This is a genomic window from Streptomyces sp. UF-297, from assembly GCF_058245575.1.
Map to the genome: position 1 here is coordinate 36,807 of NZ_JBSIBZ010000062.1, position 23,861 is coordinate 60,667.

The window sequence follows — 23,861 nt, forward strand, 5'->3', positions numbered from 1 at the left end:
GCCAAATGCCGTAATCCCGCGCGCAGCTGATCACCCACCGCCACAGGGTGATCAGCATGAAGCAGATATCCGCCGCGCTGGCGGCGTTCACGGCTGCCGCGACGGCGCTCCTCGCCCTGGCCACCGCCCCGCCCGCCGGCGCCGCAGGACCGGCCGCCGCCCCGCCGCCCCGCCCCGCCGCCGGCCTCCGGGCCGCGCCGCCCACCGGCCCCTGCGCCCTGGAGGGCATCACCGACAACGTGGCCGAGACCGCCCGGACCCCTCCCGGCTACGCCCGCTCCAGCGGCACGGTGAGGGCGCTGACCCTCCTGATCGACTTCCCGGACGCCCGGGCCCCGCTCACCCCCGCCCGGCGCTACGCGGAGTTCTTCCCCGCCGCCGCGGACTTCTTCCGCACCAGCTCCTACGGCAAGCTCGACTACCGCTCCACTCCCGTCCTGAAGTGGATCCGGATGTCCCGCCCCTTCGCCTCGTACGGGATCAAGCGCGGCGCGAGCTTCAGCCCCGGCTCGGGCAACGGCTACGCCGCGCTCTCGCAGGAGATCCTGGACGCCGTGGACGAGGAGACCGACTTCCGCGACTACGACGTGATCAACGTCCTGGCCACGCCGAACGCGGGACCGCCCGCCACGCGGACCGTGCTGTCGGTGACCTTCAGCGGCGGCGAGATGGGCCTGTTCACCGACGACGGAATCCCCTTCCAGAACGTCTCGTTCATCTGGAGCCGGCAGACCGGCAACAGCGCCTTCCGCGTCCTGAACCACGAGAACGGCCACTCCTTCGGCCTGCCCGACCTCTACTACGCCGACGGCCGCAAGGCCCCGCCGCCGGTGGGCCACTGGGACCCGATGGACGAGGACTGGGGGCCGCACAACGACTTCATGGGCTGGCACAAGTGGAAGATGGGCTGGCTGGGGCGCGACCAGGTGAACTGCGTGCTGCCGTACGGCAGCGACGCCACCGACGGAGTCACCGAGCACACCCTGACCCCCACCGCCGTCCCCGGCGGCACGAAGATCGTGGTGATTCCCACCGACGCGTACAGCGCCTTCGTCCTGGAGGCGCGCGAGCGCAGCGCCCTGGATCCGGCCGTCTGCCGCCCCGGCGTGCTGATCTCCTGGCTCGCCACCGACATCCCCTCGGGACTGGGGCCCGTCCACGTCCTGGACTCCACGCCCCGCAGCGGCGGCTGCCGCACCACGGACCCCGACGTCTATCCCGAGCTGACGGACGCGCCGTTCCGGCCGGGCGAGACCTACACCGACCCGCGCAGCGGGACATCGGTGCGGGTGCTCGCCAAGCAGGCGGACGGCAGGTATCGCGTCCGGGTCACGGCCCCTCGGCACATGTACTCCTGAGACGGCCCGGCGCCATGACTACAGGGCGGCGTCGCGCCAGTGCCGCCGCCCGACGCTGATCAGTCTCAGCTGGCTGCGGGCGGTGTCCACGGTGCGGCGGGCGGCGACGGCGTCGCCCTCGTCGGCGGCGTCCAGGAGGGCGGAGGCGGTCATCACCAGCCGGTCGACGTAGAGCTCGGCCAGCATCCGTACCTCCTGGGCGCGCCAACCCTCCGACTGCGGCTGGGACTTCAGGGCGGTGGCGACCTCGTCGGCGAAGGTGTCCAGCTCGTGGGCGATGGCCCGGCGTACGGCGCGTACGCCGCCGTGCCGCTCGCGGGCGACGAACCGTACATGGGCGGGGTGTTCGCGTACGAACCGCTCGACCACCGCGACCGCGCCGTCGATCCGCCCCTGCGCCGCGTCCTGTTCGGCGAGCACCGCGCGCACCATGCCGTGCAGGCTGCCCAGCGCCTCCTCCACCAGCGCGACGCCCAGTTCGCCCAGGTCGCAAAAGTGCCGGTAGAAGGCGGCCGGGGCCACGCCCACCACCCGCGTCAGCTCGCGCAGCCCCAGGCTGCTCAGGCTCTGTTCCTCCAGCAGGCCGAGCGCCGCGTCGAGAAGGGCCTGCCGGGTCCGCTGCTTCTGGGCCTGCCGGACCCCAAGAGTGTGACTCACACCATCCAGTAAACAACCGTTCTCCCAGTGGCTCCACCCCTACACTGGCAACTGAGTGAACAACTGTCCTCCGAAATCCGAACTCGCCGATACGGAAAGGCAGATCATGCTCTTCCTCGTCGCAGCCCTTCTCCTGCTGGGGATCCTGCTGGGCACCGCGGCACACCTCCCCCTCGCCGCGACCCTCGTCGCGGCCGCCGCCATCGGCGCCTGGCTCCTGGCCTTCTTCCTGCGCGAACGCCACCACTCCTCCAAGGGAGCGGCCCGATGACCCCGACGACACTGACGCGGCGACCCCCGCAGACCACCCGTACGACGGCCGAGCGCGCCCCGCAAACACCCGAGGGCAGCCCCGCCGCACACGCCGACGCGATGGCCGTGGCCTCCTTCGTCCTGGGCCTCGTCGGCACCCTGGCCTTCAACGTCGTCCTCGGCCCGTGCGCCCTCGTGCTGGCCACGCTGGCGCTGATCCGCGGCACCCGCCGCCGCGGCCGCGCGCTGCTCGGCCTCGCCCTGGGCGCCGCCGACCTGATCCTGCTCGCCGCACTGGTAACGGCCGACGGCACGGTGAGCTGGCACATCGGCGGCTGACCCGGCCGGGCGGCGCCGCCCGCCCGTCGGCCGAATGTCCGACCCAGCGGAGCGCCTGAAGGCGATCCGGGCGCCGCCGCCCGCACAGTGAGCGGATGGTTACCAAGACAGCGGTGGCGGGCGCGGCCGTGGTCGTGGGGCGAGCGGGCCCGGCGGGAGCGGCCGGGACTGTGGACGGTGTATCCGGTGCTGGTGGACGCCTACACCCAGCTGGGCGAGCACAGGGCGGCGACCGCCGCCGTGCAGCGGCTGCTCGATCTGCGGCCCGGCCTGGCCGCCTTCACCCGTGCCGCGTACGAGCTGGAGATGCACGGCAGACCGGACGAGGCGGCCACCGCCCTGGAGCGCGCCCGCGAGATGGCCGCCACTCCGGCGGAGGCCGCCTTCTGCCTGCACCGCCTCGGCGAACTCGCCTGGGAGCGCGGTGACGCGCGCGGCGCGCTGCGGCAGTACGAGGCCGCGCACCCGGCGCTGGCAGGGCGGGCGAAGGCGCTGGCCGCGCCGGGCCGTACGGATGCGGCGCCGGCCGGGTACCGGCGGCTGACCGAGCGCGTACCACTGCCCGAATACGTCCTGGAACTGGGCAAGTTGGAGGAATCCCTGGGCAGGAAGGACCAGGCGCGGCGCCAGTACGAGGTGCTGCGCGCCCAGGTCCGGCTCCTGGCGGCGAACGGCGCCTCCGACGACCTCACCCTCGGGCTCTTCGAGACCGACCACGGCGATGCGCGCGCCGCCGTACGGACACTGCGGCAAGAGTGGCAGCGGCGGCCCGGCGTCCAGGTGGCCGACGCGCTGGGCCGGGCCCTGCACCGGGCCGGGCAGGACACCGAAGCGCTCCGGTACGCGCGCCGGGCGGCCCGACTGGGGTGGCGAAGCGCCGCGTTCGCCTACCACCGGGGCGAGATCGAGCGGGCGCTGGGCATGACCGGTACGGGCCGCGGCCACCTGCGCGCGGCGCTGCGCCTCAACCCGCACTTCTCCCCCTTGCAGGCGCCGCGCGCACGCCGGGCCCTGGAGGCACGGCGAGGGCGCTCGCGCGGGGAGCGGCGGCTGCGCTGCTGCCGATCCAGGCGCCCCTGCTCGCACAGCCGTCGGCGGCTGCCCAACTCGCCCACCCCTTGGGGAACTTCACGGTCAACCGCTTCCACGGCCTCGTCCTGCACCCGGACCGCATCGAGGACACGGCGGTGATCGACCGGGCGGAGATCCCCACGCTCCAGGCGCACGGCCGGGACGACGCGGGGGCCGAATGCGCGCGTACGGCACGGGAGTTGCACATCGAGGTGGACGGCGAGCGGGCGGACTGGCGGGTGACACGGGCGCGGGTGGAGTGTCCGCCGGGCGAGGCGGGGCTGCGCACGACCCGGTTCAGCCGCCGGCTCACCGCGGCCGTAAGGCTGCGCGGCCCCGCCGAGGCGGCCGTCTCCGACGGCGGCGGGCAGGGCCGGATCGGCTGGCGGGGCGCCGCGGCCGGGCACGGGACGCCGCGCTGGTCGGCGCCACCGTCACCGCCACCCACACCGCGGGCGTACTGGCGCTGGGCCTGCTGCTCACCGTGGCCGCCTCCTTCGCCGCCGACCGCCTGCTGGGCTGGCTGGGCGTGGCCAGCGGACTCCTGGTCGCCGGGGTCGGCGTACTGCTGCTGCGGGACGTCGGGGCGGCGGGGCACGGGCACGGATTCGGGCACACGCACGGACACGAACACGGGCATACGCATGAGCACAGCCACAGCCACAGCCACAGCCACAGCCACAGCCACCATCATGACCCCCTCCCCCACCGCCGCCGCAGCCTGATCGGTATGGGCCTGGCCGGGGGCCTCGTCCCCAGCCCCTCCGCGCTCGTCGTCCTCCTCGGCGCGATCGCCCTGAACCGCACCGCCTTCGGTATCACCCTCGTCCTGGCGTACGGCATCGGCATGGCCGCCGCGCTCACCGCCGCCGGACTGCTCGTGGCCCGCTTCGGCGACCGGCTCTCCGCGCGCCTGCCGCGCGGCGCCGGATGGCTGGAGCGGGTACGCCCCTGGCTCCCCCGCCTGACCGCCGCGCTGGTCCTCGCCGTCGGCACCGGCCTGGCCCTGCGCAGCGCCGTACCCCTGCTGTACGACGACTGAGGACGTACGCACAGAGGCCGGGGCGCGCCCCTCAAGGGGCGCGGCCGCTCAGCGCCGCGACCGGGCCCGGCCCACGGTGTACGGCAGGATCGTCACCGCGACGGACGGCAGCCGGTCCAGGGCGCGGGCCAGGGATTCACCGGTGCCGCGGTGCAGGAGGCGGCCGAGCAGGGTGCGGTAGGTGCGGCGCGGCATGAGCAGGGTCAGCGCGGTGCCGCCGTCCTGGGTGGTCCGTACGGCCAGGTCGCCGACCGCCCGCACCAGCCGCCGGTCCGGGCAGTGAACGGTCTCCAGCGGTACGTCGGTGTTGTGCGCCGCCTGCCAGCGCTCGGCCAGGTGCCGGGCGCGGGCGGCGTCGACGGCGATGTGGACGGCGCGGATCTCGTCGGGCCGCAGCTCGTGCGCGTACCGCAGGGCCTCGAAGACGGCCGGGTCGAAGGCGTCGACGAGGACGAAGACGAGGTGCCGCCGCCAGCGCGGCTGATCGCTGCTGCCCACCGGCAGCGCCTCCAACGCGGCTGCCTCGTCGCGGTATTCGCGGTTGATACGGATCAGCGCCCAGACGCCGAGCGGGAAGACCACGACCACCAACCAGGCGCCCTCGGTGAACTTGGTGACCGCGAAGACCAGCACGACGGCGGCCGAGACCACGGCCGCACTGGCGTTGACGGCGAGCTTGAAGCGGCGGCCCGGCTCGCGGCGCCGCCAGTGGTAGGCGGTGAGCCCGGAGCCGGCCATGGTGAAGGCGGTGAACACCCCGATCGCGTACAGGGCCACCAGCTTGTCCACGTTCGCGCCGGTGACCAGCAGCAGCGCGAGCGAGACGACGGTCAGCGCGAGGATGCCGTTGGAGAAGGCCAGGCGGTGCCCGCGGCGGGTCAACTGCCGGGGCAGGAAGCGGTCTTCGGCCACGAAGCTGGCCAGGAAGGGGAAGCCGGTGAAGGGGGTGTTGGCGCCGGTGTAGAGGATCAGGGCAGTGGCGAGCTGTACGAGGACCAGCCCTGCCGTGCCCAGCCAGGTGCCGCCGAAGACGAGGTGGGCCTCCTGCGCGATGACGGTCGGGGTGCCGTCGGTGTAGGGGATGGCGTGGGTGAGGTGCGCCAGCCAGGACACCCCGAGCACGAGCGTGCCCAGGATGCAGCTCATCGCGATCAGGGTGCGGCGGGCGTTGCGGCCCTGCGGCTCACGGAAGACGGAGATGCCGTTGGAGATCGCCTCCAGGCCGGTCAGCGAGGAGCCGCCGTTGGCGAAGGCGCGCAGCACCATGAACAGCGAGGCGCCGTACAGCCAGCCGTCCCCCGCCTCGCCCAGCGGTACGGCGCCCGCGGCCCGTACGTCGGCGTGCGGCAGGTCCCCGAAGGCCCAGCGGGCCAGCCCCACCACGAGCAGCAGCCCGACGGCGGCCATGAAGAGATAGGCGGGGACGGCGAAGACGCGCCCCGCCTCCCGCAGCCCCCGCAGATTCCCGTACGCCAGGACCATCACCACCCCCACACTGATGGGCAGTTGGAGATGGTCCATGCCGGTCCAGCCGCCGCCCACCAGGTGGGCGAGCGAGACGATCGCGTTCGTACCGGCCGAGACCTGGACGGCGACGGTCACGACGTAGTCCACCAGCAGCGCGACGGCGGCGACCTGGGCCACATTCGGCCCGAAATTGTCCCGCGCGACGACATACGAGCCGCCCGCCCGCGTATAGATCATGACGACATCGCTGTAACAGAGCGTCAGCAGCACCAGGACAAAGAGAATCGCCCCGGTCACCGGCATCAGCAGCGTGAAGGCCGCGGCCCCCGCCACGGGCACCAGAATCCGCAGCATCTCCTCGGAGCCGTACGCCGAGGAGCTGATGCAGTCCGAGGCCAGCACCCCCAGCGCGGTGCGGTTGTTCAGCTTCTCCTGCGCGATCCGCTCGGTGACCAGCGGCGGCCCGAGCAACCGCCGCTTGATCCGGTAGGAAACCGGCTCGGGCAGCGCCCCCGGCGGCACGGCACTGAAGTCGCTCATCCCCCCATCACACCACCGCCGGCCCCGCCCCCCGCCGGGCACGGCGACCGGTCGGCCATCCGGGTGCCCACCACCTCCCGTTCGCCGCAACGAAGCTCGCCGCGACGAAGCCGGGACAGCACCCGGCGCCGAGTGCGGTGCAGCCGTACGCCTACTCCCCGGGAACGAGCCACCGCAGCCTGCCGTCCTTCGGCGACGTGCGGCAGGTGAGCTGCTCCCCCTTCGAGCTGGTGGCCCGCGCCCCCGCCGACCGGCACTTGCGGTGCAGCTCCTTGCAACTGCCCTTCTTCTTCCCCGGCCCCTTGGCACAGTTCAACGTGTCGTGCGCCGCCTTGCCCTCGGTCGAAAGCCGCTCGTAATTGCTCCCGCCGTACCGCCCGGGAGAATCAACGCCCCCACCGCTGACACCGCCGCCTTGGCCCGTACGGGGATGCGCCCCTCCTCCACCTCGCGCGGCGTCGCCGAGTGGGAGGGGGAACGCGTCGCCGAGGGCGAGGGGGATACGCGCCGACGCGCGACTCGCCACCCTGGCACACGCACCCCGCCCCCATCAGCGGCCCATGTCCCGCCCACGCCGCCGAAGGTCGCGCACCCCACGCCCCAGTGCCCCCGCTCACAAACCCCCTGGGCCCGCCGCGCGCACCGCTGGGCGTCCGCTACCCTGTCCTGCGGGACCTTCCCTGCCTCCACAGGCGTTCCACCCCCTCGACCAGGGTGCACGCCCCCGGAGCCCGGGCCCGGCCCCACCACCGCACGCCTCCGTAGCTCAGGGGATAGAGCACCGCTCTCCTAAAGCGGGTGTCGCAGGTTCGAATCCTGCCGGGGGCACCATGCATTGCCGCTCTGACCTGGGGTTTATCCCTCAGGGAGGGGTCCTGCTCGGCCTCGGACGTCTCGTCCGGGGCCGTTTGCGTGAGCGGACGGGGAGTTGATCTCCGCACGGGTTCTGCGCGTTCGTGGTCGGTCGGCTCTGGCAACCGCAGCCGCTCGCAGCCTTCGCCTTGTCGGCGGCCACGCGATGCGGCTCTTTCGGAGATCTTGTGATGGAGCTGCCGTCATCCGGCCCCCCTCTGACCCAACCCACCACCGGCCCCGTGCCCCTGTCACCTACGCTTTCGGGCACGGCCATGGCCACACCGGGCAGGGGCGCGGCCCAAGCCGTGAGAGCGGTGTGCAGTTCGATCGTGAGTCAGCAGGCGCGGGCATCGCGCTGCTGCGTCAACGCGTCCTCCTGATCGCGCACTTGAGACGTCGGTGCACCGGCCGGACCGCGTCCCCGCGATGATCCCCGGCTGCGGAGATCTCGCCAGGGCCGCGTTCGGTGTACGCCGGCACACCGGGCGCCGTCGTCCGCGCAGGGGACGAGAACGCCTTCAGGACCTGGGTCCGGCACACGGCCCCGACCAGGACCAGGGGCCTGGTCGGGGATCGGTCCCGGGTACCTGCCCGGGGCCGGGAGCCACTGCGAGAATGGACCGCGGACGCTGGCTCCTCCCGGGATCGCAGGCCGCCGCGGGAACGGCTCACGAACGACGGTCGCGGTGGACCGGCGAAGGCCGGGACCGGCCGGCCATGGAAAGGACCACCACCAGCATGTCGACGCGCCACCGGCCCCTGCCGCCGTCACCGAGAGCCGACGGCCTGCCCTGGACCGCCAGTGACGCGCTGGTGGCTGCCGGGGTGGCCGTCCTCGACCTCCTCGGGTACACGGTCGGCGGCCCGGACCGCGGCCAGCCGGTCTCCCTGGCCGCGCTGGTCCTGCTCGTGCTGGCGGCCGTACCGCTGCTCACCAGGCGCCGCTACCCGCTGGCGTCACTGGCGGGGGTGCTGGTCCTCAGCCTGGCACTGAACCTGAGCGGGCCGGTACCGCACCACTTCAACGGCACGCTCACCGTGGCGCTGTTCGCCGTGGCCCGGTCCTGCCGTCTCGCGGTGGCGGCGCCGGCCGCCCTCGTGGCGGCCGCCGTGACACTGCTGGGACGGGGGCATCCGCTGCCCCCGCCGGTCGCGGACGTGGCGAGCAACGTGCTCGCCCCCCCCCCCCCCCCCCCCGGCGCTGGTCATCGCTGCGGCCGAGGCACTGAAGCGCTGGCAGCACGCGGTGGAGGTCCGGCGCAGACTGCTGGCCGACCGTGCGGTGGCCCAGGAACGTCGCCGTATCGCGCGGGAGTTGCACGACATCGTCGCCCACCACCTCACCACCATGCAGCTGATGGCCGGTGGTGCAAGGGCCAACCTCGGGGGCGACACCGAGGTGGTGCGCGACGCTCTGGTCACCCTGGAGGGCTCCGGGCAGATAGCGCTGCGAGAGATGCGCCAACTGCTCGACGTGCTCCGGGCCGGCGACGAGCCGGACGAGGTGCCGTCCGCGCCGCAGCCCGGTGTCGGGAGCCTCGTCCAGCTCGTCGACGAGGCCCGCAGGGACGGCCTGCCCGTCGATTTCGCCGTCATCGGGGCGGAACGCCCGCTGCCACCGAGCACCGGCCTGGCGGTGTTCCGGATCGTCCAGGAGTCCCTCACCAACACCCGCAAGCACGCCGGCCGGGCCCAGGCGCGGGTGCGGCTGACGTACCACCCGGACCGGATCACCGTCGAGGTGTCCGACAACGGCACGGCCGCACCGGCCGACACCCTGGTGGGCGCCCTGGCAGGAGCGGGCGGTGCGGGTGGGCCGAGGTCGCACCGCACCGGGTACGGACTGATCGGCATGCGCGAGCGCGTCGCGCTACAGGGCGGCAGCATGGTGGCCGGCGGCCTCGACGGCGGTGGCTTCCGGGTGGCGGCCACCCTGCCGGTGGCGCCGGTCGACGGAGAGGAGCAGCTCGGATGACAGGGCCCTCGGAGCGGATCAGGGTACTGATCGCGGACGACCAGCCGCTCGTGCGGCGGGGGGTGGCCCTGATCCTGACCCCCGACCCGGCGTTCGACGTGGTGGCCGAGGCGGACGACGGGCAGCGGGCGGTCGAGCTCGCGCACCAGCATCGGCCCCACGTCGTGGTGATGGACATCCGGATGCCGGTTCTCGACGGTGTCCAGGCAACCGAGCGGCTCGCGCGGGAGCTGCCCGCCTGCCGAGTCCTGGCGCTGAGCACCTTCGACATGGACGAGTACGTGGTCGCCGCCCTGCGCGCCGGCGCCTGCGGCTTCCTGCCCAAGGACGTCTCCCCGGAGGAGCTTGTGGCGGCCGTGCGCACCGTGCACACCGGGGAGGCGGCCGTGGCGCCCCGCCTGCTCACCCGCCTGATCTCGGCCTATGTCACCGCGCCGGGCCGTCCGCAGCCGCCGTCGCGGGTGCCCGGCGCGGGCGAACTGACGCCCCGCGAGGTCGAGGTGTGGCATCTGCTGGCCACCGGCCTCGACAACGCCGAGATCGCGTCGGCGATGGACATCAGCGTCTCCACGGTCAAGAACCACATCACCAGCGTCTTCGCCAAGCTGAGTGTCCGCGACCGTGCCCAGGCGGTGATCGCGGCCTACGAGTCCGGCCTGGTCGAGGCCCGGTCGGCGAACTCGGGGGGCTGAACCTGGCTGCCCCGGCCGGCAGAGGACAGCCGCACAGGCACACGGAAGGCCGCTGTGCCGGGCAGCGTGATCGCGACCCCCGTCCACCGAAGCCGCGATCACTCTGCTCGATGTCGGGTTCCGCGCAGAGGCCCGGACCGAGGGGAGTCAGCGGCAGAGGGCCGCGTCCACCGTGGCGTCCACACGCTGCCCGGCCGCGTCACTTGGGATCATGGTCACCGCGATGCTGGCGGAGCGGCCGTCATCGGTGGCTCCCCCGGCGGTGTAGTAGCCCGGAAGGGTCCCGCCGTGGCCCCAGTACAGGCCGTGGCAGGACAGCGGCCGGCTCACCAGGCCCAGCCCGTAGCGAACGCCGGGGCCTACCTTGTCGGCGGGGACGGTGGTGCGCATCTGGGCGAGCTGCGCCGGGGGCAGGAGTCGGCCGCGAAGGAGCGCGGTGAAGAAGGAGTTGAGGTCGGTGTTGGTGGAGACGAGGGCGCCCGCCGCCCAGCCCCAGGAGGGGTCCAGTTCGGTGTAGTCGCGGAGCGCCCCGTCGGCGTCCCGGTGGTAGCCCTTGGGGTGGGCCTTGCGGATGGTCATGTCTCCAGGGGTGGGGAAATAGGTGTGGCGCAGGCCGATGCGGTCGATGACGCGCTTGGTGATCTCCTCGCCGAGGGGCCGCCCGGTGACCTTCTGGATGATCAGGCCGGCCAGCAGGTAGTTGGTGTTGTTGTACTCCCAGCTCGTACCCGGGGTGAAGTGGGCCTTCTGGGCCAGGGCCGCATCGAGGAGTTCGCGCGGTTCGTAGTACCGCGTCGGATCGGTGAGGACGGAGTCCTTGTCCAAGTATTCGGGCAGGCCGCTGGTGTGCTGGAGGAGTTGGCGGACGGTGATCTTGCGTCCGTCGATGCCGTCGCCGCGCAGCAGGCCCGGCAGATAGGTCTCAACGGGCTCGTCCAGAGCGACCTTTCCTTCGGCGACGAGTTGCAGGACGACGACGGCGGTGAAGGTCTTGGTGTTGCTTCCGGCTCGCACCTGGCCGTCGACGGGGACCTTGGCCCCGGTGGCGAGGTCGCCGACGCCGGCGGTGTAGGTACGGGTGCGGCCGTCGCGGCCCTTGACGGTGGCCAGTGCGGCAGGCAGTCCGTCGTCCTTCACCAACGTGTTCAGGCTCGCCTGAACGCTGTCCGGTCTGCCGCCCGCGAACGCCGCGGTCGGCGCCAGCACCCCGGCCGCCACGACGCCGGCGGCCACGGCCGCCACCACCCGGTGCCGGCCGCCCCGGCGAAAGCGCGGGAAGCGACGGTGCGATGCATGCTCGTGCACGGAGGAACCCTTCTGATGGATGGCGCCGGCGACTCCCGGCCTTCACCAAGAGGACCATTCAGGGGCAGGGGCGTTCATCCGTACTCAGGACGAGCCCGACCCCGGGAGCAGGCTCCGGGAGACGGCCTCGGCCAGGACCGTGCTCCTGGCCGCCGGCGATTGCAACGGTTCCATAAAACGATCCGGGACGCCCGACTCGCCGACTCCGGTCGGAGAGGAGAGGAGTGGAGAGGAGTGGAGAGGAGTGGAGAGGGCCGGCACCGGGACGTGCCACGCCAGGAAGCCATCTGGAAAACAACGACATGTCAGCCATCCCGTGCCTTCAGTCAAATTTGCTTCGAGAGTCAACTGCCGCGCATCCAGGCGTGGTCCTTCCCTGTGACCACGGTTCACCGCGTCGCCGCGAGCTTCGCGAGGGGCGCACGAGCCGGGTGAGTGCCGCGACCGCGGCACGGCACGCTCGGACCGCGAAGGAGCACGACATGGCAGTACGTCGACGAGTGCGCACCGGGGTGGTGGGTCTCGCCGTGGCGGCGGTGGCCGCTACCGCGTTCACGTTCCCCGCACACGCCGAGTCCAGGAAGGGGCACGCGGCGACCCAGCGTGCGATGGACGCCATGGTGGCCGACGGGATCCCCGGGATCACGGCCGCGGCAGTGGACAAGGGTGTTGCCTGGCAGGGGACTTCGGGTGTCGGCAACCTGAAGACGGGCACGCCGCGCGGCGCCGACGACCGGTTCCGGATGGGCAGCATCACCAAGACGTTCGTGGCGACCGTGCTGCTGCAGATGGAGGCCGAGGGCAGGCTCGGCCTCGACGACACCGTGGAGCGCTGGCTCCCCGGCCTCGTACGGGGCAACGGCAACGACGGCCGCAGGATCACCGTGCGCCAACTCCTCAACCACACCAGCGGGCTTTTCAACTACACCAGCGACACGAAGTTCGCGAACGACAATCTGCTGGAGGGCTTCCCCGCACACCGCTACGACACCCACACACCGCGGGAACTGATACGGGTGGCACTGTCGCACAAGCCGGACTTCGCGCCCGGCACCAGGCACTCGTACTCCAACACCGGGTACATCCTGGCCGGGTTGATCATCGAGAAGATCAGCGGCAGCAGCTACCGGCACGAGATCCGTGAGCGCATCATCAACCCGCTCGGCCTGCGGACCACCCGTCTCCCGGGCGTCGATCCCTTCCTGCCGAAGCCGAGCAGCCGGGCGTACTCGAAGCTGAGCCGGGACCCCGGCGCGACGAGGATCCACGACGTCACCGAGAACAACGCCTCCTGGGCCTGGGCGGCAGGCGAAGGCATCTCCACGACCGGCGACCTCAACCGGTTCTTCAGCGCCCTGATGCGCGGCAAGCTGCTGCCCGGGAAGCAACTCGCCGCAATGCAGACGACGGTGCCCACGCCCGACGAGCGCGCCTACTCCGGCTACGGCCTCGGGCTGTACAGCGTCAGGACGAGCTGCCACGCGAAGCTGTGGAGCCACAGCGGTGGAACCCCCGGCTCCGAGACGCATACCGTGACCACTGCGGACGGCCGTCACACCCTCACGTACAACGCCAACGGCGACTGGAGCGAGAAGGGCGACGTGATCGACGCGGAGTTCTGCGGAGCGGACGGCAAGGGCAAGGGCAAGGGCCAGGGCAAGCAGGGGGAGCGTCCGGCGCCGCGACGGTGAAGTGCCGCCGGGAGAGGTGAGGTGAAGGCCCCGGCAGTGCGCGGAAGCTGTTCCTGCGGGTACATCTGACGCTCGCTCCGGGGCGCGGTCGACGGCGGGCGCGGGCCGGTTCGGATGCACGGTGGCCGAGCCGGTCCGTGCCCGCCGCGACGTCCTATGGGCTCCTCACACACGCGGGCCGGTCGCGGGCGGGCCGTGTCTCAGGGTGAACTGGGAGCCTGCTCCCAGGGAGACTGCGGGAGTCCGCTCCCAGGAAGGCTGGGGGTCTGATCAGGGCGATCCCTGATGGGCAACGGCGTTCGTTTCCAGCAGAGTTGATCTTGCCACTAAGGCCCGTCAACGCTGTTCTGGAGGAACCTCGATGCGTAAACGTCACGCCCTGACCGCCCTTGCCCTGGCCACCGCTGTCGCCGCCGGTGTAGCGGCGCCCGCAAGCGCCGCCCGGCCGGATCCTGTGCGACAGGAGCTGGAGACGCTGGTGCACTCGGATCGCGCACCCGGCGCGCTGGCAAGCGTGTTGGACGGCAAGGGGAAATTCCGTACCTATACCGCCGGTGTAGGGGACCGGGACACTCGCGCGAAGATGCCCCGGGACGGTCAGGTGCGGATCGGGAGCGTCACCAAGACGTTCACCGCGGTGGTCGTGCTCCAACTGGTCGGCGAGGGCAGAATCAGCCTCGAGGACCCGGTCGAGAAGCACCTGCCGAACCTCCTGCGCGGCAAGGGGATCGACGGAAACGGCATTACGGTGCGTCAGCTCCTGCAGCACACCAGCGGACTGCCCGACTTGGAGGACGACGTCACCGACGACATCCTGGAGCGCCGCTACCTCTCTCCCCGCGATGCCCTGGACATCGCCCTTCGGCACGAAGCCGCCTTCAAGCCCGGCGAGAAGTGGCAGTACAGCAACACGAACTACCTGGTCGCCGGGCTGATGGTGGAGAGGGTCACTGGACGTCCCCTCGCCGAACAGCTCGACAAGCGCATCATCCAGAGGATCGGGCTGCGCCACACCTATTTCCCCGCCCCCGGCGAGACGGCCATCCGCGAACGCCACCCCCAGGGCTACCGCCCGGAGCCCATGGGCGCACCCGCGCGCAACGTCACCGAGATCGACCCCTCCGCGGCCTGGGCGGCAGGCGCGATGGTCTCCACCAACTCCGACCTCAACCGCTTCTTCTCCGCGCTGCTCAAGGACGACGGCAACCCTCTCCTCAAGGAGGCCCAGCGCAAGCAGATGCGCACCACCGTCCCCATGGAGAAAGGGAACTCCCGCAACACCATGGGACTGGGGATCATGCGGGTTCAGCAGTCGGACAAGTGCGCCTTCTGGGGCCACAGCGGTGGCATCCCCGGCTACGGGACCTGGGCCGGAGCCACCGACGACGGCCGCGCCGCCAGCGTCACGATGACCCTTGAACCGAACACCGGTGAAGCCGTAGGGCACCTGGAGAAGACCGTGACCACGGCCCTGTGCCGACGCTGAACCACGCCGCCTGGCTGACCGGGACGTTCACTCACTCATGGCCTGCCCCTTTCGAGCGCGCTGCGACGACCGACCACGCCGAGCGCGAAGACACCAGAAGCCGACAGACATCTCCTGAGACTCACACCGACACGTCAAGCGCCTCCTGACGACGGACGGTCGAGATCTCCTGGGATCCCGCAAAGCCATCCCGTGCACCCCACCGACTCTCGCATGCGTGAGCGATGCGTGAGCGGACGGCGCGACACGGGCCGCCCGCGGCAGGATCAGCGATCCTGCCGCGCAGCGCTGACCAGGAGGAACAGCACCACGCGGCACGAGCAAACACCACCGATCATGGATTCCGTCCCGCTCCTAAAGCGGGTGTCGCAGGTTCGAATCCTGCCGGGGGCACAGGCAGAAGGGCCAGTTCAGGGGTGTGATCCTCGTGGGCTGGCCCTTTTGTGTGGGCGTGGGAGGGGGTGGGGGTGGGGTGCTCATGGAGGGGGTGTGACCAGGCCTGTTTCGTAGGCGAGGATGACCAGTTGGATGCGGTCGCGGGCGTTGAGTTTGGCGAGCAGGCGGGTCACGTAGGTCTTGGCGGTGGCGATGCTGATGCAGAGCTGTTCGGAGATTTCGGCGTTGGTCAGGCCGCTGCCGACGAGGGTCAGGACCTCGCGTTCCCGGTCGGTGATGCCGGTGATCTCCCGTCGTGGCGGGGTGGCGGGGCGGTCGGCGAAGTCCTTGATCAGGCGGCGGGTGACGCTCGGGGCGATCAGGCCGTCTCCGGCGGCGACGACGCGGATCGCGCAGAGGATGTCGTCCAGGGCCATGTCCTTGACGAGGAAGCCGGATGCGCCCGCGCGCAGGGCGCCGTAGACGTACTCGTCGTCGTCGAAGGTGGTCAGGACGATGACATGGGCGCGGCTCGGTCCCGTGGTGATCTGCCGGGTGGCGTCGATGCCGTTCATGCCGGGCATGCGGATGTCCATCACCACGACGTCGGGGCGGGTGTGCTCGGTCAGCTGGACCGCTTCGGCGCCGGTTCCGGCTTCCCCGACGAGTTCGAGGTCGGGGGCTTCGGCGATGACCATCTGCAGTGCGGCGCGGATCAGGGGCTGGTCGTCGGCGAGTACGACGCGGATGGTCATCGGGCGCCTGCCGGTACGGGCAGGCGGGCCGCCACCCGGTAGCCGCCGCCGGGGCGCGGGCCGGCGGTGAACTCGCCGTGCAGCAGGCCGGCCCGCTCCCGCATTCCGAGCAGGCCGTAGCCGGTGCCGGAAGGGGCCGTGCCCTGGTCGGACGTTGGGGCGGCCTTGGGTGAGTTGGCGGGGCCGCGCCCGTTGTCGAGGACCTCGATGGCGACTTCCTCGTCCCGGCAGTCGATGGACACCTGGCAGGAGCGGGTGCCCGCGTGGCGCACCACGTTGGTGACCGCCTCCTGGACGATGCGGTAGGCGGAGATGTCGATCTCCGGGGGCAGGGGGCGCGGTCCGCCTCGCCAGCGCACGTCGACGCGGACGCCGGCGGCCGTGGTCGTCGCGGCGAGCCGGTCGATGTCGGCGAGGCCGAGGCCCGGGTCGAGCGGCGGCGCCTGGGGGGCCTGGCCGGGTTCGCTCTGGCGCAGTGCGCCGAGCATCCGGCGCAGCCCCGCCAGCGTCTCCCGGCCGGCCGTCTCGATCTCGCCCAGCGCGTCGCGCGCCCGTACCGGCTGGGTGTCGATGACCCGCCGTGCCGCACCGGCCTGGAAGGCGATGATGCCGATGCTGTGCGCGACCGTGTCGTGCATCTCGCGGGCGATCCTGAGCCGTTCGGCGGTGACCGCCTGGGTCGCGGCCTGGGCGCTCAGGCGCTCGGCGTACTCGCGGGTCTGGCGGACCGAATGGCCGAGCAGCCCGGCGATGACTGCCGTCAGGGCCACGGCCAGCTCCGCGGTGGTTCCCACGTTCCAGCCGAACAGCAGCCGGGTGGTCAGGTAGCCGGCGAGGACGGCGAGTGCCGAGGCGACGGCGGTGATTCCGGTACGGCGCGGCCGGGTGGCCGCGATGAAGTACAGCGCGGCATCGACCGCCAGGAACTGGGCCAGCGGGATCTCGCCCACGCCCAGGGGGAACGAGGCGAGGGCGGAGGCGGTGAGCAGCAGGGCGAGCGCGGGCAGCGGGTGACGGCGCAGCAGGCCGCTGCCGGCCAGCGCCAGGGCGGTGGCCACCACCAGGAACGTCACACCGTCCCACCGGTGGATCAAGGCGCCGGGGAGCCTGGTGGGCCCTGTCTCACCGGGCAGCCGGACGTTCATGAGAAGCGTGAACGCCATGCCCGCACACCACGTCAGGGCCGTCCAGATGCCGGGCGGCACGCGCTTGACCAGGGGAAGGGGCAGGGCAACGAGCATGTGCCGATCGTATGCGCGTACGACAGGGCTGCCATCGGACCGTGGGTGTACACCCACGGTCGACAGGCACCGCGGCGATTGTCAGCGGCGGTCCGATGACGCGCGGGGGCGGCCCGCGGAACTGTGGGCCGGGTGATCGAAGTCAATGAACTCACCAAGCGCTACGGCAGCACCACCGCCGTCAACGGCCTGACCTTCAGGGTGCGCCCCGGGCAGGTCACCGGGTTCCTCGGCCCGAACGGCGCCGGCAAGAGCACCACGCTGCGGATGGTGCTGGGCCTGAGCGCCCCCACCAGCGGCACCGTCACCGTCGACGGCCGTCCCTTCCGGGACCGCCCCCGCGGGCTGCGGCACGTCGGCGCGCTGCTGGACGCGGGCGATGTGCACGGCGGCCGCAGCGCGGCGGCCCACCTGTCCGTGCTGGCCCGCAGCAACCGGCTTCCGCGGCGGCGGGTGGCACAGGTGCTGGAGGAGGTGGGGCTGGCGGGTGCCGCGCGGCGCCGTATCGGCGGGTTCTCCCTCGGGATGCGGCAGCGGCTCGGCATCGCGGGCGCCCTGCTCGGTGATCCGCCGGTGCTGCTGTTCGACGAGCCGCTCAACGGGCTCGACCCGGAGGGCGTGAAATGGGTGCGCGGGCTGTTCCGGCGGCTGGCCGCCGAGGGCCGCACGGTCTTCGTCTCCAGCCATCTGATGTCCGAGATGGAGCACACCGCCGATCAGCTCGTTGTCGTCGGCCGCGGTGAGCTGATCGCCGCGGAGAGCCTGTCTCAGTTCGCGGCCCGCGGGACTCGGCCGAGCGTGACGGTGGGCGCCTGCGACGCTGCCGCGCTGACGAGCGTGCTGAGGGCCGAGGGCGCGGGCATCCGGCCGGAGCGCGGCGGACTGCTCACGGTGACCGGTCTGTCCGCGGCCCGGATCGGCGAACTCGCCCTGCGGCAGGGCGTCCTGCTGCACGAGCTGACCCCCCGTACCGGATCGCTGGAGGAGGCGTTCATGCACCTCACCGCCGACAGCACCGAATACCTCGCAGGAGATGTGCGATGACCACGCTCGCCCTGGCGGTCCCGGATTCCCCCGCCCGGTTCCGCGACCTGCTCGCCGCCGAGTGGCTCAAACTGCGGTCGCTGCGCTCGACCGCCTGGTCCTTGGTGATCGGCGCGCTGGCCGTCATCGGGTTCAACGTGGGCGCCGCCTACGACCAGTACCGCGCCTGGCCGCAGTACGACGCGGCGGGGCAGGCCGACTTCGTACGGAGCGAGACGGCGTTGCTGCACGCCTTCACCGGCACCGCGGGCACCGTCCTCGTACTGTGCATCAGCGCCATCGGTGCCGTCACCGTCGTCGGCGAATACAGCACCGGGCTGATCCGTACGACGTTCGCCGCCGTCCCTGCCCGCGGGTCCGTGATGGCGGCCAAGGTGACGGTCGTCGCGGCGGTCACCACGGTCTTCGGAGCGTGCGTCGCCGCGGCGTCGTTCGGCCTGAGCCAGTCCGTCCTGTCCGCCCGGCACATCGGCCTGCCGATCGACCACCCCGGTGCGCTGCGCATGGTGGTGGCGTCCGCGCTGCTCGCCCCGGTGTCCGCGCTCATCGGCATGGCCGTCGGCGCCGTCGTCCGGCACAGCGCGACCACCGTGGTCACCACCGTGGTGCTCCTCCTGCTGCTGCCCCTGGTCTTCAGCGACGACCGCCATTGGACGGCTGTCATCGACCACACCATGCCCTTCAGCGCGTGGCAGCGCCTGACGCACGCCGGCGCGTACGAAGTCGCCCACCCGTGGTCGATCGCCGGGGCCTGGACCGTCTACGCGCTCTGGGCACTCGTCGCCGCCGTCCTCACCGTGATCGGTGTGCGCCGCCGGGACCAGTGAGCGCCGCTCCCGCCACCCGCCTGCCTGCCGTACCGGCACGACCAGACACCCGAGAGAGACCGGAAACCTCACCGATGAAGACGATGAAGACGAGGCCGAAGATGAATCAGCGCGTCACGCGGACTGCCCTGCTCGCCCTGGCGGTGACCGCCGCGGCGTGCGCCACCACCGTGGTCCCGGTGCACGCGGTGGGGACGTACGAGGGGAGCGGTACCCGGCGCGCCGCAGCCGCCACCGCGCCGGACCGGACGCAGGGGCGTGGCCACGAGGCGGCCCTGGCCGTACTGCGGCAGGAAGTGGCAGCGGGCGGGCCGCCCGGCGCGGCGGCCATGGCGCAGGACGCGGAGGGCAGGTGGTTCGGCTCGGCGGGTTTCGCGGACACCGGCACGCGGCGGGAGCGCTCGGCCGACGACCGTTTCCGGGCAGGGAGCATCACCAAGACGTTCATCGCGACCGTTCTCCTCCAGCTGGAGGCGGAGGGGAAACTGAGCCTGGACGACACCGTGGAGCGATGGCTCCCCGGTGTCGTGCGGGGCAACGGGAACGACGGGAGGAAGATCCGCCTGCGTCAGCTGCTCAACCACACCAGCCACCTCCCCAGCCACACCGGCGATCCCGCCTTCCAGCACAACGCCTCCGGCCCCGGCTTCCCGGCACACCGGTACGACACCCACACCCCCGAGGAGCTGGTGTCCCTCGCGATGAAGTACCGGCCGGAGCCCGGTCCGGACACGAAGCCGGTGTACTCGAACACCAACTACGTCGTCGCCGGAATGGTCATCGAGAAGGCGACCGGGCATACGTACGCCCAGGAGGCCACCCGCCGCATCATCGAGCCGCTGAACCTGCGCGGGACGTCGTTCCCCGGCACTGCGGCGGCCATGCCCGATCCGCATCCCGTGGCCTACTCCCGGCTCCACGACGAGAGCCCCGGCGCCGAGGTCATCGATGCCACCGAGCAGAACATGACCTGGGTGGGCGCGGCCGGAGACCTGATCTCCACCACGGGAGACCTCAACACCTTTCACCGCGCCCTGATGCGGGGCGAGTTGCTGCCGCGGGCCCAGAGGGCGGAAATGCTCGACGGAGTACCGGCCGGTGCGGGGGTCACGTACGGGCTGGGCGTCGAATCCATGGCCCTGTCCTGCGGTGTAACCGTGGTGGGCAAGACCGGCCGTGCCAATGGATCGCTGTCCGTGATGGCCGGTACGAAGGACGGTCGGCACCAGTTGACGTTCAACCTCAATGGCGACTGGCTGAAGGATCCGTCGTTTCACGTGAAGATGATCGAGGCGGAGTTCTGCGGGAAGCGCCCGGCGCCGGTCGGCAAGCCGTAGGCGGCGGGGCGGGACGAATTTGCTTCGCGTAGGGGATGGGGGGACTCATATGCTGAACTTCCGCCGGGCGAAGGGGAGATGGGGAGATGGGGATGGTCGGGGACGGGGTTGTGGGGGCGGTTGAGGTTCGTGCGGTGAAGGGGAAGGTGCGGGGGCGGTGGGAGCGGGGGGTGGGTGTTTTCCGGGGGATTCCGTTTGCTCAGGCGCCGGTCGGGGAGCTGCATTTGGCGGCGCCGGTGGAGGTTGAGGCGTGGGAGGGGGTGCGGGACGCCGGGGTGTTCGGGGCTTCGCCGCCGCAGTCGTTGGCGGTGGGGGATTTCGGGGGCGGTGAGGGTGGTGCGCAGGGGGATGAGTGGCTGACGGTGAATGTGTGGTCGCCGGATCCCGGGGCCGGGGTAGGGATGCCGGTGATGGTGTGGCTCTACGGCGGGGGGTATGTGATCGGGACCTCGGACGGGCCGACGTATGACGGGACGGCGCTGGCGGGGCACGGGGTCGTGGTGGTGACGTTCAACCACCGGGTGGGCGTTGAGGGTTACGGGCATTTCGAGGGGGCGCCGGCCAATCGGGCGCTGCTCGACCAGGTGGCGGCGCTGCGGTGGGTGCGGGAGAACATCGCTGCCTTCGGCGGCGATCCGGATCAGGTGACGCTCTTCGGGGAGTCGGCGGGGGCGGGGGCGATCGCATCGCTGCTCGCCATGCCCAGTGCGGCCGGGCTCTTCCGGCGGGCGGTGGCGCAGAGCGTGCCGGGCAGTTTCTTCACGCCCGCGCTGGCCTCGGACATCGGGTCCGTCATCGCGGACGGGCTGGGCCTGTCCCCCACCCTGGCGGATCTGGGGCCGGTGACACCCGCGGCCCTGCGGGACGCGGCCGATGTGGTGATGCGCAAGATCGGGCAGTACGAGCCGCGTTGGGGGCAGGCGGCCCGTGGGAACCTGCCCTTCTCGCCCGTGGTCGACGGGGAGGTGCTGCCGTGTACGCCGTGGGAGGCACTGCGTGCGGGGCGGAGCGCGGGGATCGAGCTGATGGCCGGTCATACGCGGGACGAGGCGCGGCTGTTCAGCGTGGTCACCGGGCGTTTCGGGAAGGTGACGGAGGAGGAGGCCGCGGCCACGCTGGCGTGGTTCGCGCCCGGGGAAGCCGGTCGGCGGGCCTATCGGGCGGGCTATCCGGGAGCCGATCCGACCACGATGCAGGATGTGGTGCTGTCGGACTGGCTGTTCCGTATGCCGAGCATCCGGCTGGCCCAGGCGCACGCCGAGGGCGGCGGCACCTCGTACGCCTTCGAACTCACCTGGGAGGCGCCCGGGTCGGGAGGGGTGCTCGGCGCCTGTCACGGGCTCGATGTGCCGCTCGTGTTCGGCTCGCTGCGCGGCGGGGTGGGCGCACTGATCTTCGGTGAGGAACCGTCGGCCGAGGCGGAGGCGCTTTCGGCGGAGATGGTGGCGGCGTGGGCCGCGTTTGCGAAGACCGGTGATCCTGGCTGGGCGCCGTACCGGCCGCAGGAGCGGCTGACCCGTGTGTACAGCGCGCGGCCGCACACGGCTCCGTATCCGGAGGAGCTGTCCCGGCGGATCTGGGCGGAGCACGAGTTCGCCGCGTTGGATCTCGTGAAGTCGGGCTGAAGCCGGAGCCGGGCGCGCCGTTGGCTACATCACAGAGAAACCTGCCGCAACGCGAGCAACTGTGACCCCTTGCCCTGAATTATCCGGCAGGGGTGATCACTTGCTCAATTGGAGGGGTAAATTCCCTGTTGCAGCGGGCCCTTGGTACAGACATACGATCTCGGGCGTCCCGCCGCACGAGCGGTGCCCACGCGGCGGATCTCCTTCTCTCTGACCAGGAAAAGGCTCCCAGTGACTCTACGCCGCACGCTCGCGACCACCGTCGCCGCCGCCGTGACCGCGCCCGTCGTCCTGCTCTGCGCGAGCTCGGCCTGGGCCGACGTACAGCCTCCGGCCCGGACGCAGCACCAGCCGACGTACGCGGAGCTGCAGAAGGCCGCCGCCGACGCGGACCGGGCGTACACGAGCGCGGTCGCCGCCAAGGAGGCCGCATTCGAGAAGCTGCGCAGCCTGGAGAGCAACTCCCATCCGCTCAGGGCGGCCTTCCTCGCCGCACAGAAGGCGGCCAAGGCCGCCGAGGCCGACAAGAGCGCCGCCGACAAGGCCGTGGCGGAGGCCAAGGCCAAGGTGGAGGCGGCCAAGGACGAGACCGAGAAGGCCGCGGCGCTCAAGGTGCTGGAGGCGGCCGAGGCCACGGCGAAGAAGGCGGACGCGGCCAAGACGGAGGCGGGCGCCAAGAGCAAGGCGGCCGGGGATGAGTTGGCGGAGGCCGAACTCGCCGCGAGCCAGGAGTACGCCAAGGTCCGGGACGTGCCGGAGGCGGCTCTCAAGGCCAAGAAGGCGGCCGACGAGGCGGTCGAGGCGGCCAAGGTGTGCGTACGGGTGGCCGGCCTGACCGTCCTCGCCAACGGACTGCCCTCCAAGGCCGTCGCCGGGACCACGGTCGACTTCTCCTTCACGGTGGCCAACGGCACCGAACGCACGCTGGACGTCCGTCCGTTGGCCTTCTTCGCTCTGCGGGCCAAGGGCCAGGAGCAGCCGCTCATGAAGGTGGAGTGGGCCGACGGCTCCACCTGGAAGCGGCTGGACCCGTCGGGCAGCGTCCACACCTCGGCCATCACGGGCATGCAGCCCGGCGCCCGCACCGAGGTGAAGATGCGGATGACGCTCGACGAGAAGGTCTCCGCCAACAAGGCCATCGCTCTCTTCGCGGGCGATGCCGCCGACCGGTACAACCCCTGCGTTCTCGGCCCCATGAAGCGCTACGACGTCACCGTGCTCCCCGCGGGCAGCAAGCCCGGCGACGTCGAGGACGCCAAGCCGGGCGAGGCCGACGACAAGGACCGCCCGTCGCCGAAGCCGGGCCCGTCGGCACAGGGCGGGAAGTCTGTGAAGCCCACTGCCGACGCCGGCGCGGGCGCCGGGGCCTCCGCCACGCCGGGGACGTCCGGTACCGGAGGCAGTGGGGGCAGTGGGGGCAGCCTCGCCACGACCGGTTCCTCGTCCGCGATGCCGCAGCTCGCGCTCGCGGGCGGGGCCGCCGTACTGGTCGGTGCCGGAGCGGTCTTGGCCGTACGCCGCCGTAGCGGCAAGAGCACCGGCTGACCCGTACAACCGGCAAGGGCCCGCATCCGATCGACGGATGCGGGCCCTTGGCACATCACGTGCCGGCGCTGACGGACACCGGGGCGGGATGGGCCTGTTGGGGTTCGCGGGGGCCGGGGATGGTCGGCCGGGTGGGGGCGCTCCTGTCGTACTTGGCGCGGTCGAGGATGCCCTCGCGGGCCGAGACGAGGACGGGGATGACGGACTGGCCCGCGACGTTGGTGGCGGTGCGCATCATGTCCACGATCGGGTCGATGGCCATCAGCAGGCCCACACCGGCCAGCGGCAGGTTGAGGGTGGACAGGGTCAGGGTGAGCATGACGGTGGCGCCGGTCAGGCCCGCGGTGGCGGCCGAGCCGATCACCGAGACGAAGGCGATGAG

At 71.9% G+C, this 23,861-nt stretch carries 20 protein-coding genes and 1 tRNA gene; 15 read left to right on the forward strand and 6 right to left on the reverse strand.

What is annotated here, in order from left to right:
* Positions 1 to 56: 56 nt before the first annotated feature.
* Complete coding sequence (locus AC4IJH_RS29100; protein WP_490854876.1) at positions 57 to 1,358, forward strand: M6 family metalloprotease domain-containing protein; 1,302 nt, start codon at positions 57 to 59, stop codon at positions 1,356 to 1,358.
* An 18-nt stretch (positions 1,359 to 1,376) separates the two neighbouring features.
* Here the strand turns inward: AC4IJH_RS29100 and AC4IJH_RS29105 are convergent, their stop codons facing one another.
* The gene (locus tag AC4IJH_RS29105) at positions 1,377 to 2,015 is read right to left on the reverse strand and encodes a TetR family transcriptional regulator (RefSeq protein ID WP_490854877.1); all 639 of its coding nucleotides are present in this window, start codon (positions 2,013 to 2,015) and stop codon (positions 1,377 to 1,379) included.
* A gap of 55 nt (positions 2,016 to 2,070) precedes the next feature.
* Between AC4IJH_RS29105 and AC4IJH_RS29110 the strand changes: the two genes are divergently transcribed.
* The 4 genes from AC4IJH_RS29110 to AC4IJH_RS29125 all read left to right on the forward strand — a co-directional run bounded on the left by AC4IJH_RS29110 (position 2,071) and on the right by AC4IJH_RS29125 (position 4,719).
* On the forward strand, positions 2,071 to 2,286 hold the full coding sequence (locus AC4IJH_RS29110) for a hypothetical protein (protein WP_490854896.1): 216 nt from the start codon (positions 2,071 to 2,073) through the stop codon (positions 2,284 to 2,286).
* Entirely contained in the window at positions 2,283 to 2,606 is a 324-nt protein-coding gene (locus AC4IJH_RS29115) for a hypothetical protein (protein WP_490854878.1), read from the forward strand. The genes AC4IJH_RS29110 and AC4IJH_RS29115 overlap by 4 nt, the downstream gene beginning before the upstream one ends.
* Positions 2,607 to 2,792: 186 nt before the next feature.
* On the forward strand, positions 2,793 to 3,797 hold the full coding sequence (locus tag AC4IJH_RS29120; RefSeq protein WP_490854879.1) for a tetratricopeptide repeat protein: 1,005 nt from the start codon (positions 2,793 to 2,795) through the stop codon (positions 3,795 to 3,797).
* Positions 3,798 to 3,936: 139 nt separating this feature from the next.
* Complete coding sequence (locus AC4IJH_RS29125; RefSeq protein ID WP_490854880.1) at positions 3,937 to 4,719, forward strand: urease accessory protein UreH domain-containing protein; 783 nt, start codon at positions 3,937 to 3,939, stop codon at positions 4,717 to 4,719.
* Positions 4,720 to 4,767: 48 nt separating this feature from the next.
* On the opposite strand, the gene AC4IJH_RS29130 is transcribed toward AC4IJH_RS29125, so the two are convergent.
* Positions 4,768 to 6,726: an APC family permease gene (locus tag AC4IJH_RS29130; RefSeq protein ID WP_490854881.1), complete on the reverse strand. Its 1,959-nt coding sequence runs from the start codon at positions 6,724 to 6,726 to the stop codon at positions 4,768 to 4,770.
* A gap of 755 nt (positions 6,727 to 7,481) precedes the next feature.
* Here AC4IJH_RS29130 and AC4IJH_RS29135 point away from each other — a divergent pair.
* The 3 genes from AC4IJH_RS29135 to AC4IJH_RS29145 all read left to right on the forward strand — a co-directional run bounded on the left by AC4IJH_RS29135 (position 7,482) and on the right by AC4IJH_RS29145 (position 10,248).
* Positions 7,482 to 7,557: transfer RNA gene (locus AC4IJH_RS29135), tRNA-Arg, on the forward strand.
* Positions 7,558 to 8,863: 1,306 nt separating this feature from the next.
* Complete coding sequence (locus tag AC4IJH_RS29140) at positions 8,864 to 9,556, forward strand: sensor histidine kinase (RefSeq protein ID WP_490854882.1); 693 nt, start codon at positions 8,864 to 8,866, stop codon at positions 9,554 to 9,556.
* The gene (locus AC4IJH_RS29145) at positions 9,553 to 10,248 is read left to right on the forward strand and encodes a response regulator transcription factor (RefSeq protein ID WP_490854883.1); all 696 of its coding nucleotides are present in this window, start codon (positions 9,553 to 9,555) and stop codon (positions 10,246 to 10,248) included. Before AC4IJH_RS29140 ends, AC4IJH_RS29145 begins: the two co-directional genes overlap by 4 nt.
* 147 nt (positions 10,249 to 10,395) lie before the next feature.
* Here the strand turns inward: AC4IJH_RS29145 and AC4IJH_RS29150 are convergent, their stop codons facing one another.
* Complete coding sequence (locus AC4IJH_RS29150; RefSeq protein WP_490854884.1) at positions 10,396 to 11,553, reverse strand: serine hydrolase domain-containing protein; 1,158 nt, start codon at positions 11,551 to 11,553, stop codon at positions 10,396 to 10,398.
* A gap of 482 nt (positions 11,554 to 12,035) precedes the next feature.
* Here AC4IJH_RS29150 and AC4IJH_RS29155 point away from each other — a divergent pair, with 482 nt between their 5' ends.
* Both AC4IJH_RS29155 and AC4IJH_RS29160 read left to right on the forward strand, forming a co-directional pair.
* On the forward strand, positions 12,036 to 13,244 hold the full coding sequence (locus tag AC4IJH_RS29155; protein ID WP_490854885.1) for a serine hydrolase domain-containing protein: 1,209 nt from the start codon (positions 12,036 to 12,038) through the stop codon (positions 13,242 to 13,244).
* 361 nt (positions 13,245 to 13,605) lie between these two features.
* Complete coding sequence (locus tag AC4IJH_RS29160; RefSeq protein ID WP_490854886.1) at positions 13,606 to 14,730, forward strand: serine hydrolase domain-containing protein; 1,125 nt, start codon at positions 13,606 to 13,608, stop codon at positions 14,728 to 14,730.
* 476 nt (positions 14,731 to 15,206) lie between these two features.
* Here the strand turns inward: AC4IJH_RS29160 and AC4IJH_RS29165 are convergent, their stop codons facing one another.
* Complete coding sequence (locus AC4IJH_RS29165; protein ID WP_490854887.1) at positions 15,207 to 15,860, reverse strand: response regulator; 654 nt, start codon at positions 15,858 to 15,860, stop codon at positions 15,207 to 15,209.
* Positions 15,857 to 17,101 carry a sensor histidine kinase gene (locus AC4IJH_RS29170; RefSeq protein ID WP_490854888.1) on the reverse strand — a complete coding sequence of 415 codons (1,245 nt, stop codon included), beginning with the start codon at positions 17,099 to 17,101 and terminating at the stop codon, positions 15,857 to 15,859. The genes AC4IJH_RS29165 and AC4IJH_RS29170 overlap by 4 nt, the downstream gene beginning before the upstream one ends.
* A gap of 132 nt (positions 17,102 to 17,233) precedes the next feature.
* On the opposite strand from AC4IJH_RS29170, the gene AC4IJH_RS29175 reads away from it, so the two are divergent.
* From AC4IJH_RS29175 to AC4IJH_RS29195, 5 genes are all read left to right on the forward strand, one after another.
* Positions 17,234 to 18,145, forward strand: a complete 912-nt coding sequence (locus AC4IJH_RS29175) for an ABC transporter ATP-binding protein (protein ID WP_490854889.1) — start codon at positions 17,234 to 17,236, stop codon at positions 18,143 to 18,145.
* Entirely contained in the window at positions 18,142 to 18,972 is an 831-nt protein-coding gene (locus AC4IJH_RS29180; RefSeq protein WP_490854890.1) for an ABC transporter permease, read from the forward strand. Before AC4IJH_RS29175 ends, AC4IJH_RS29180 begins: the two co-directional genes overlap by 4 nt.
* Before the next feature lie 101 nt (positions 18,973 to 19,073).
* Positions 19,074 to 20,309 (forward strand): serine hydrolase domain-containing protein, encoded by a 1,236-nt coding sequence (locus AC4IJH_RS29185; RefSeq protein WP_490854891.1) that lies wholly within the window; start codon positions 19,074 to 19,076, stop codon positions 20,307 to 20,309.
* Between the two features lie 92 nt (positions 20,310 to 20,401).
* Entirely contained in the window at positions 20,402 to 21,934 is a 1,533-nt protein-coding gene (locus tag AC4IJH_RS29190) for a carboxylesterase/lipase family protein (RefSeq protein WP_490854892.1), read from the forward strand.
* Between the two features lie 231 nt (positions 21,935 to 22,165).
* Positions 22,166 to 23,479, forward strand: coding sequence for an LPXTG cell wall anchor domain-containing protein (locus tag AC4IJH_RS29195; protein WP_490854893.1), 1,314 nt, complete (start codon positions 22,166 to 22,168; stop codon positions 23,477 to 23,479).
* Positions 23,480 to 23,534: 55 nt separating this feature from the next.
* Here AC4IJH_RS29195 and AC4IJH_RS29200 read toward each other — a convergent pair.
* Positions 23,535 to 23,861, reverse strand: a 327-nt coding sequence (locus AC4IJH_RS29200) for a cation:dicarboxylate symporter family transporter (protein ID WP_490854894.1), incomplete at its 5' end; no start/stop codon positions are given.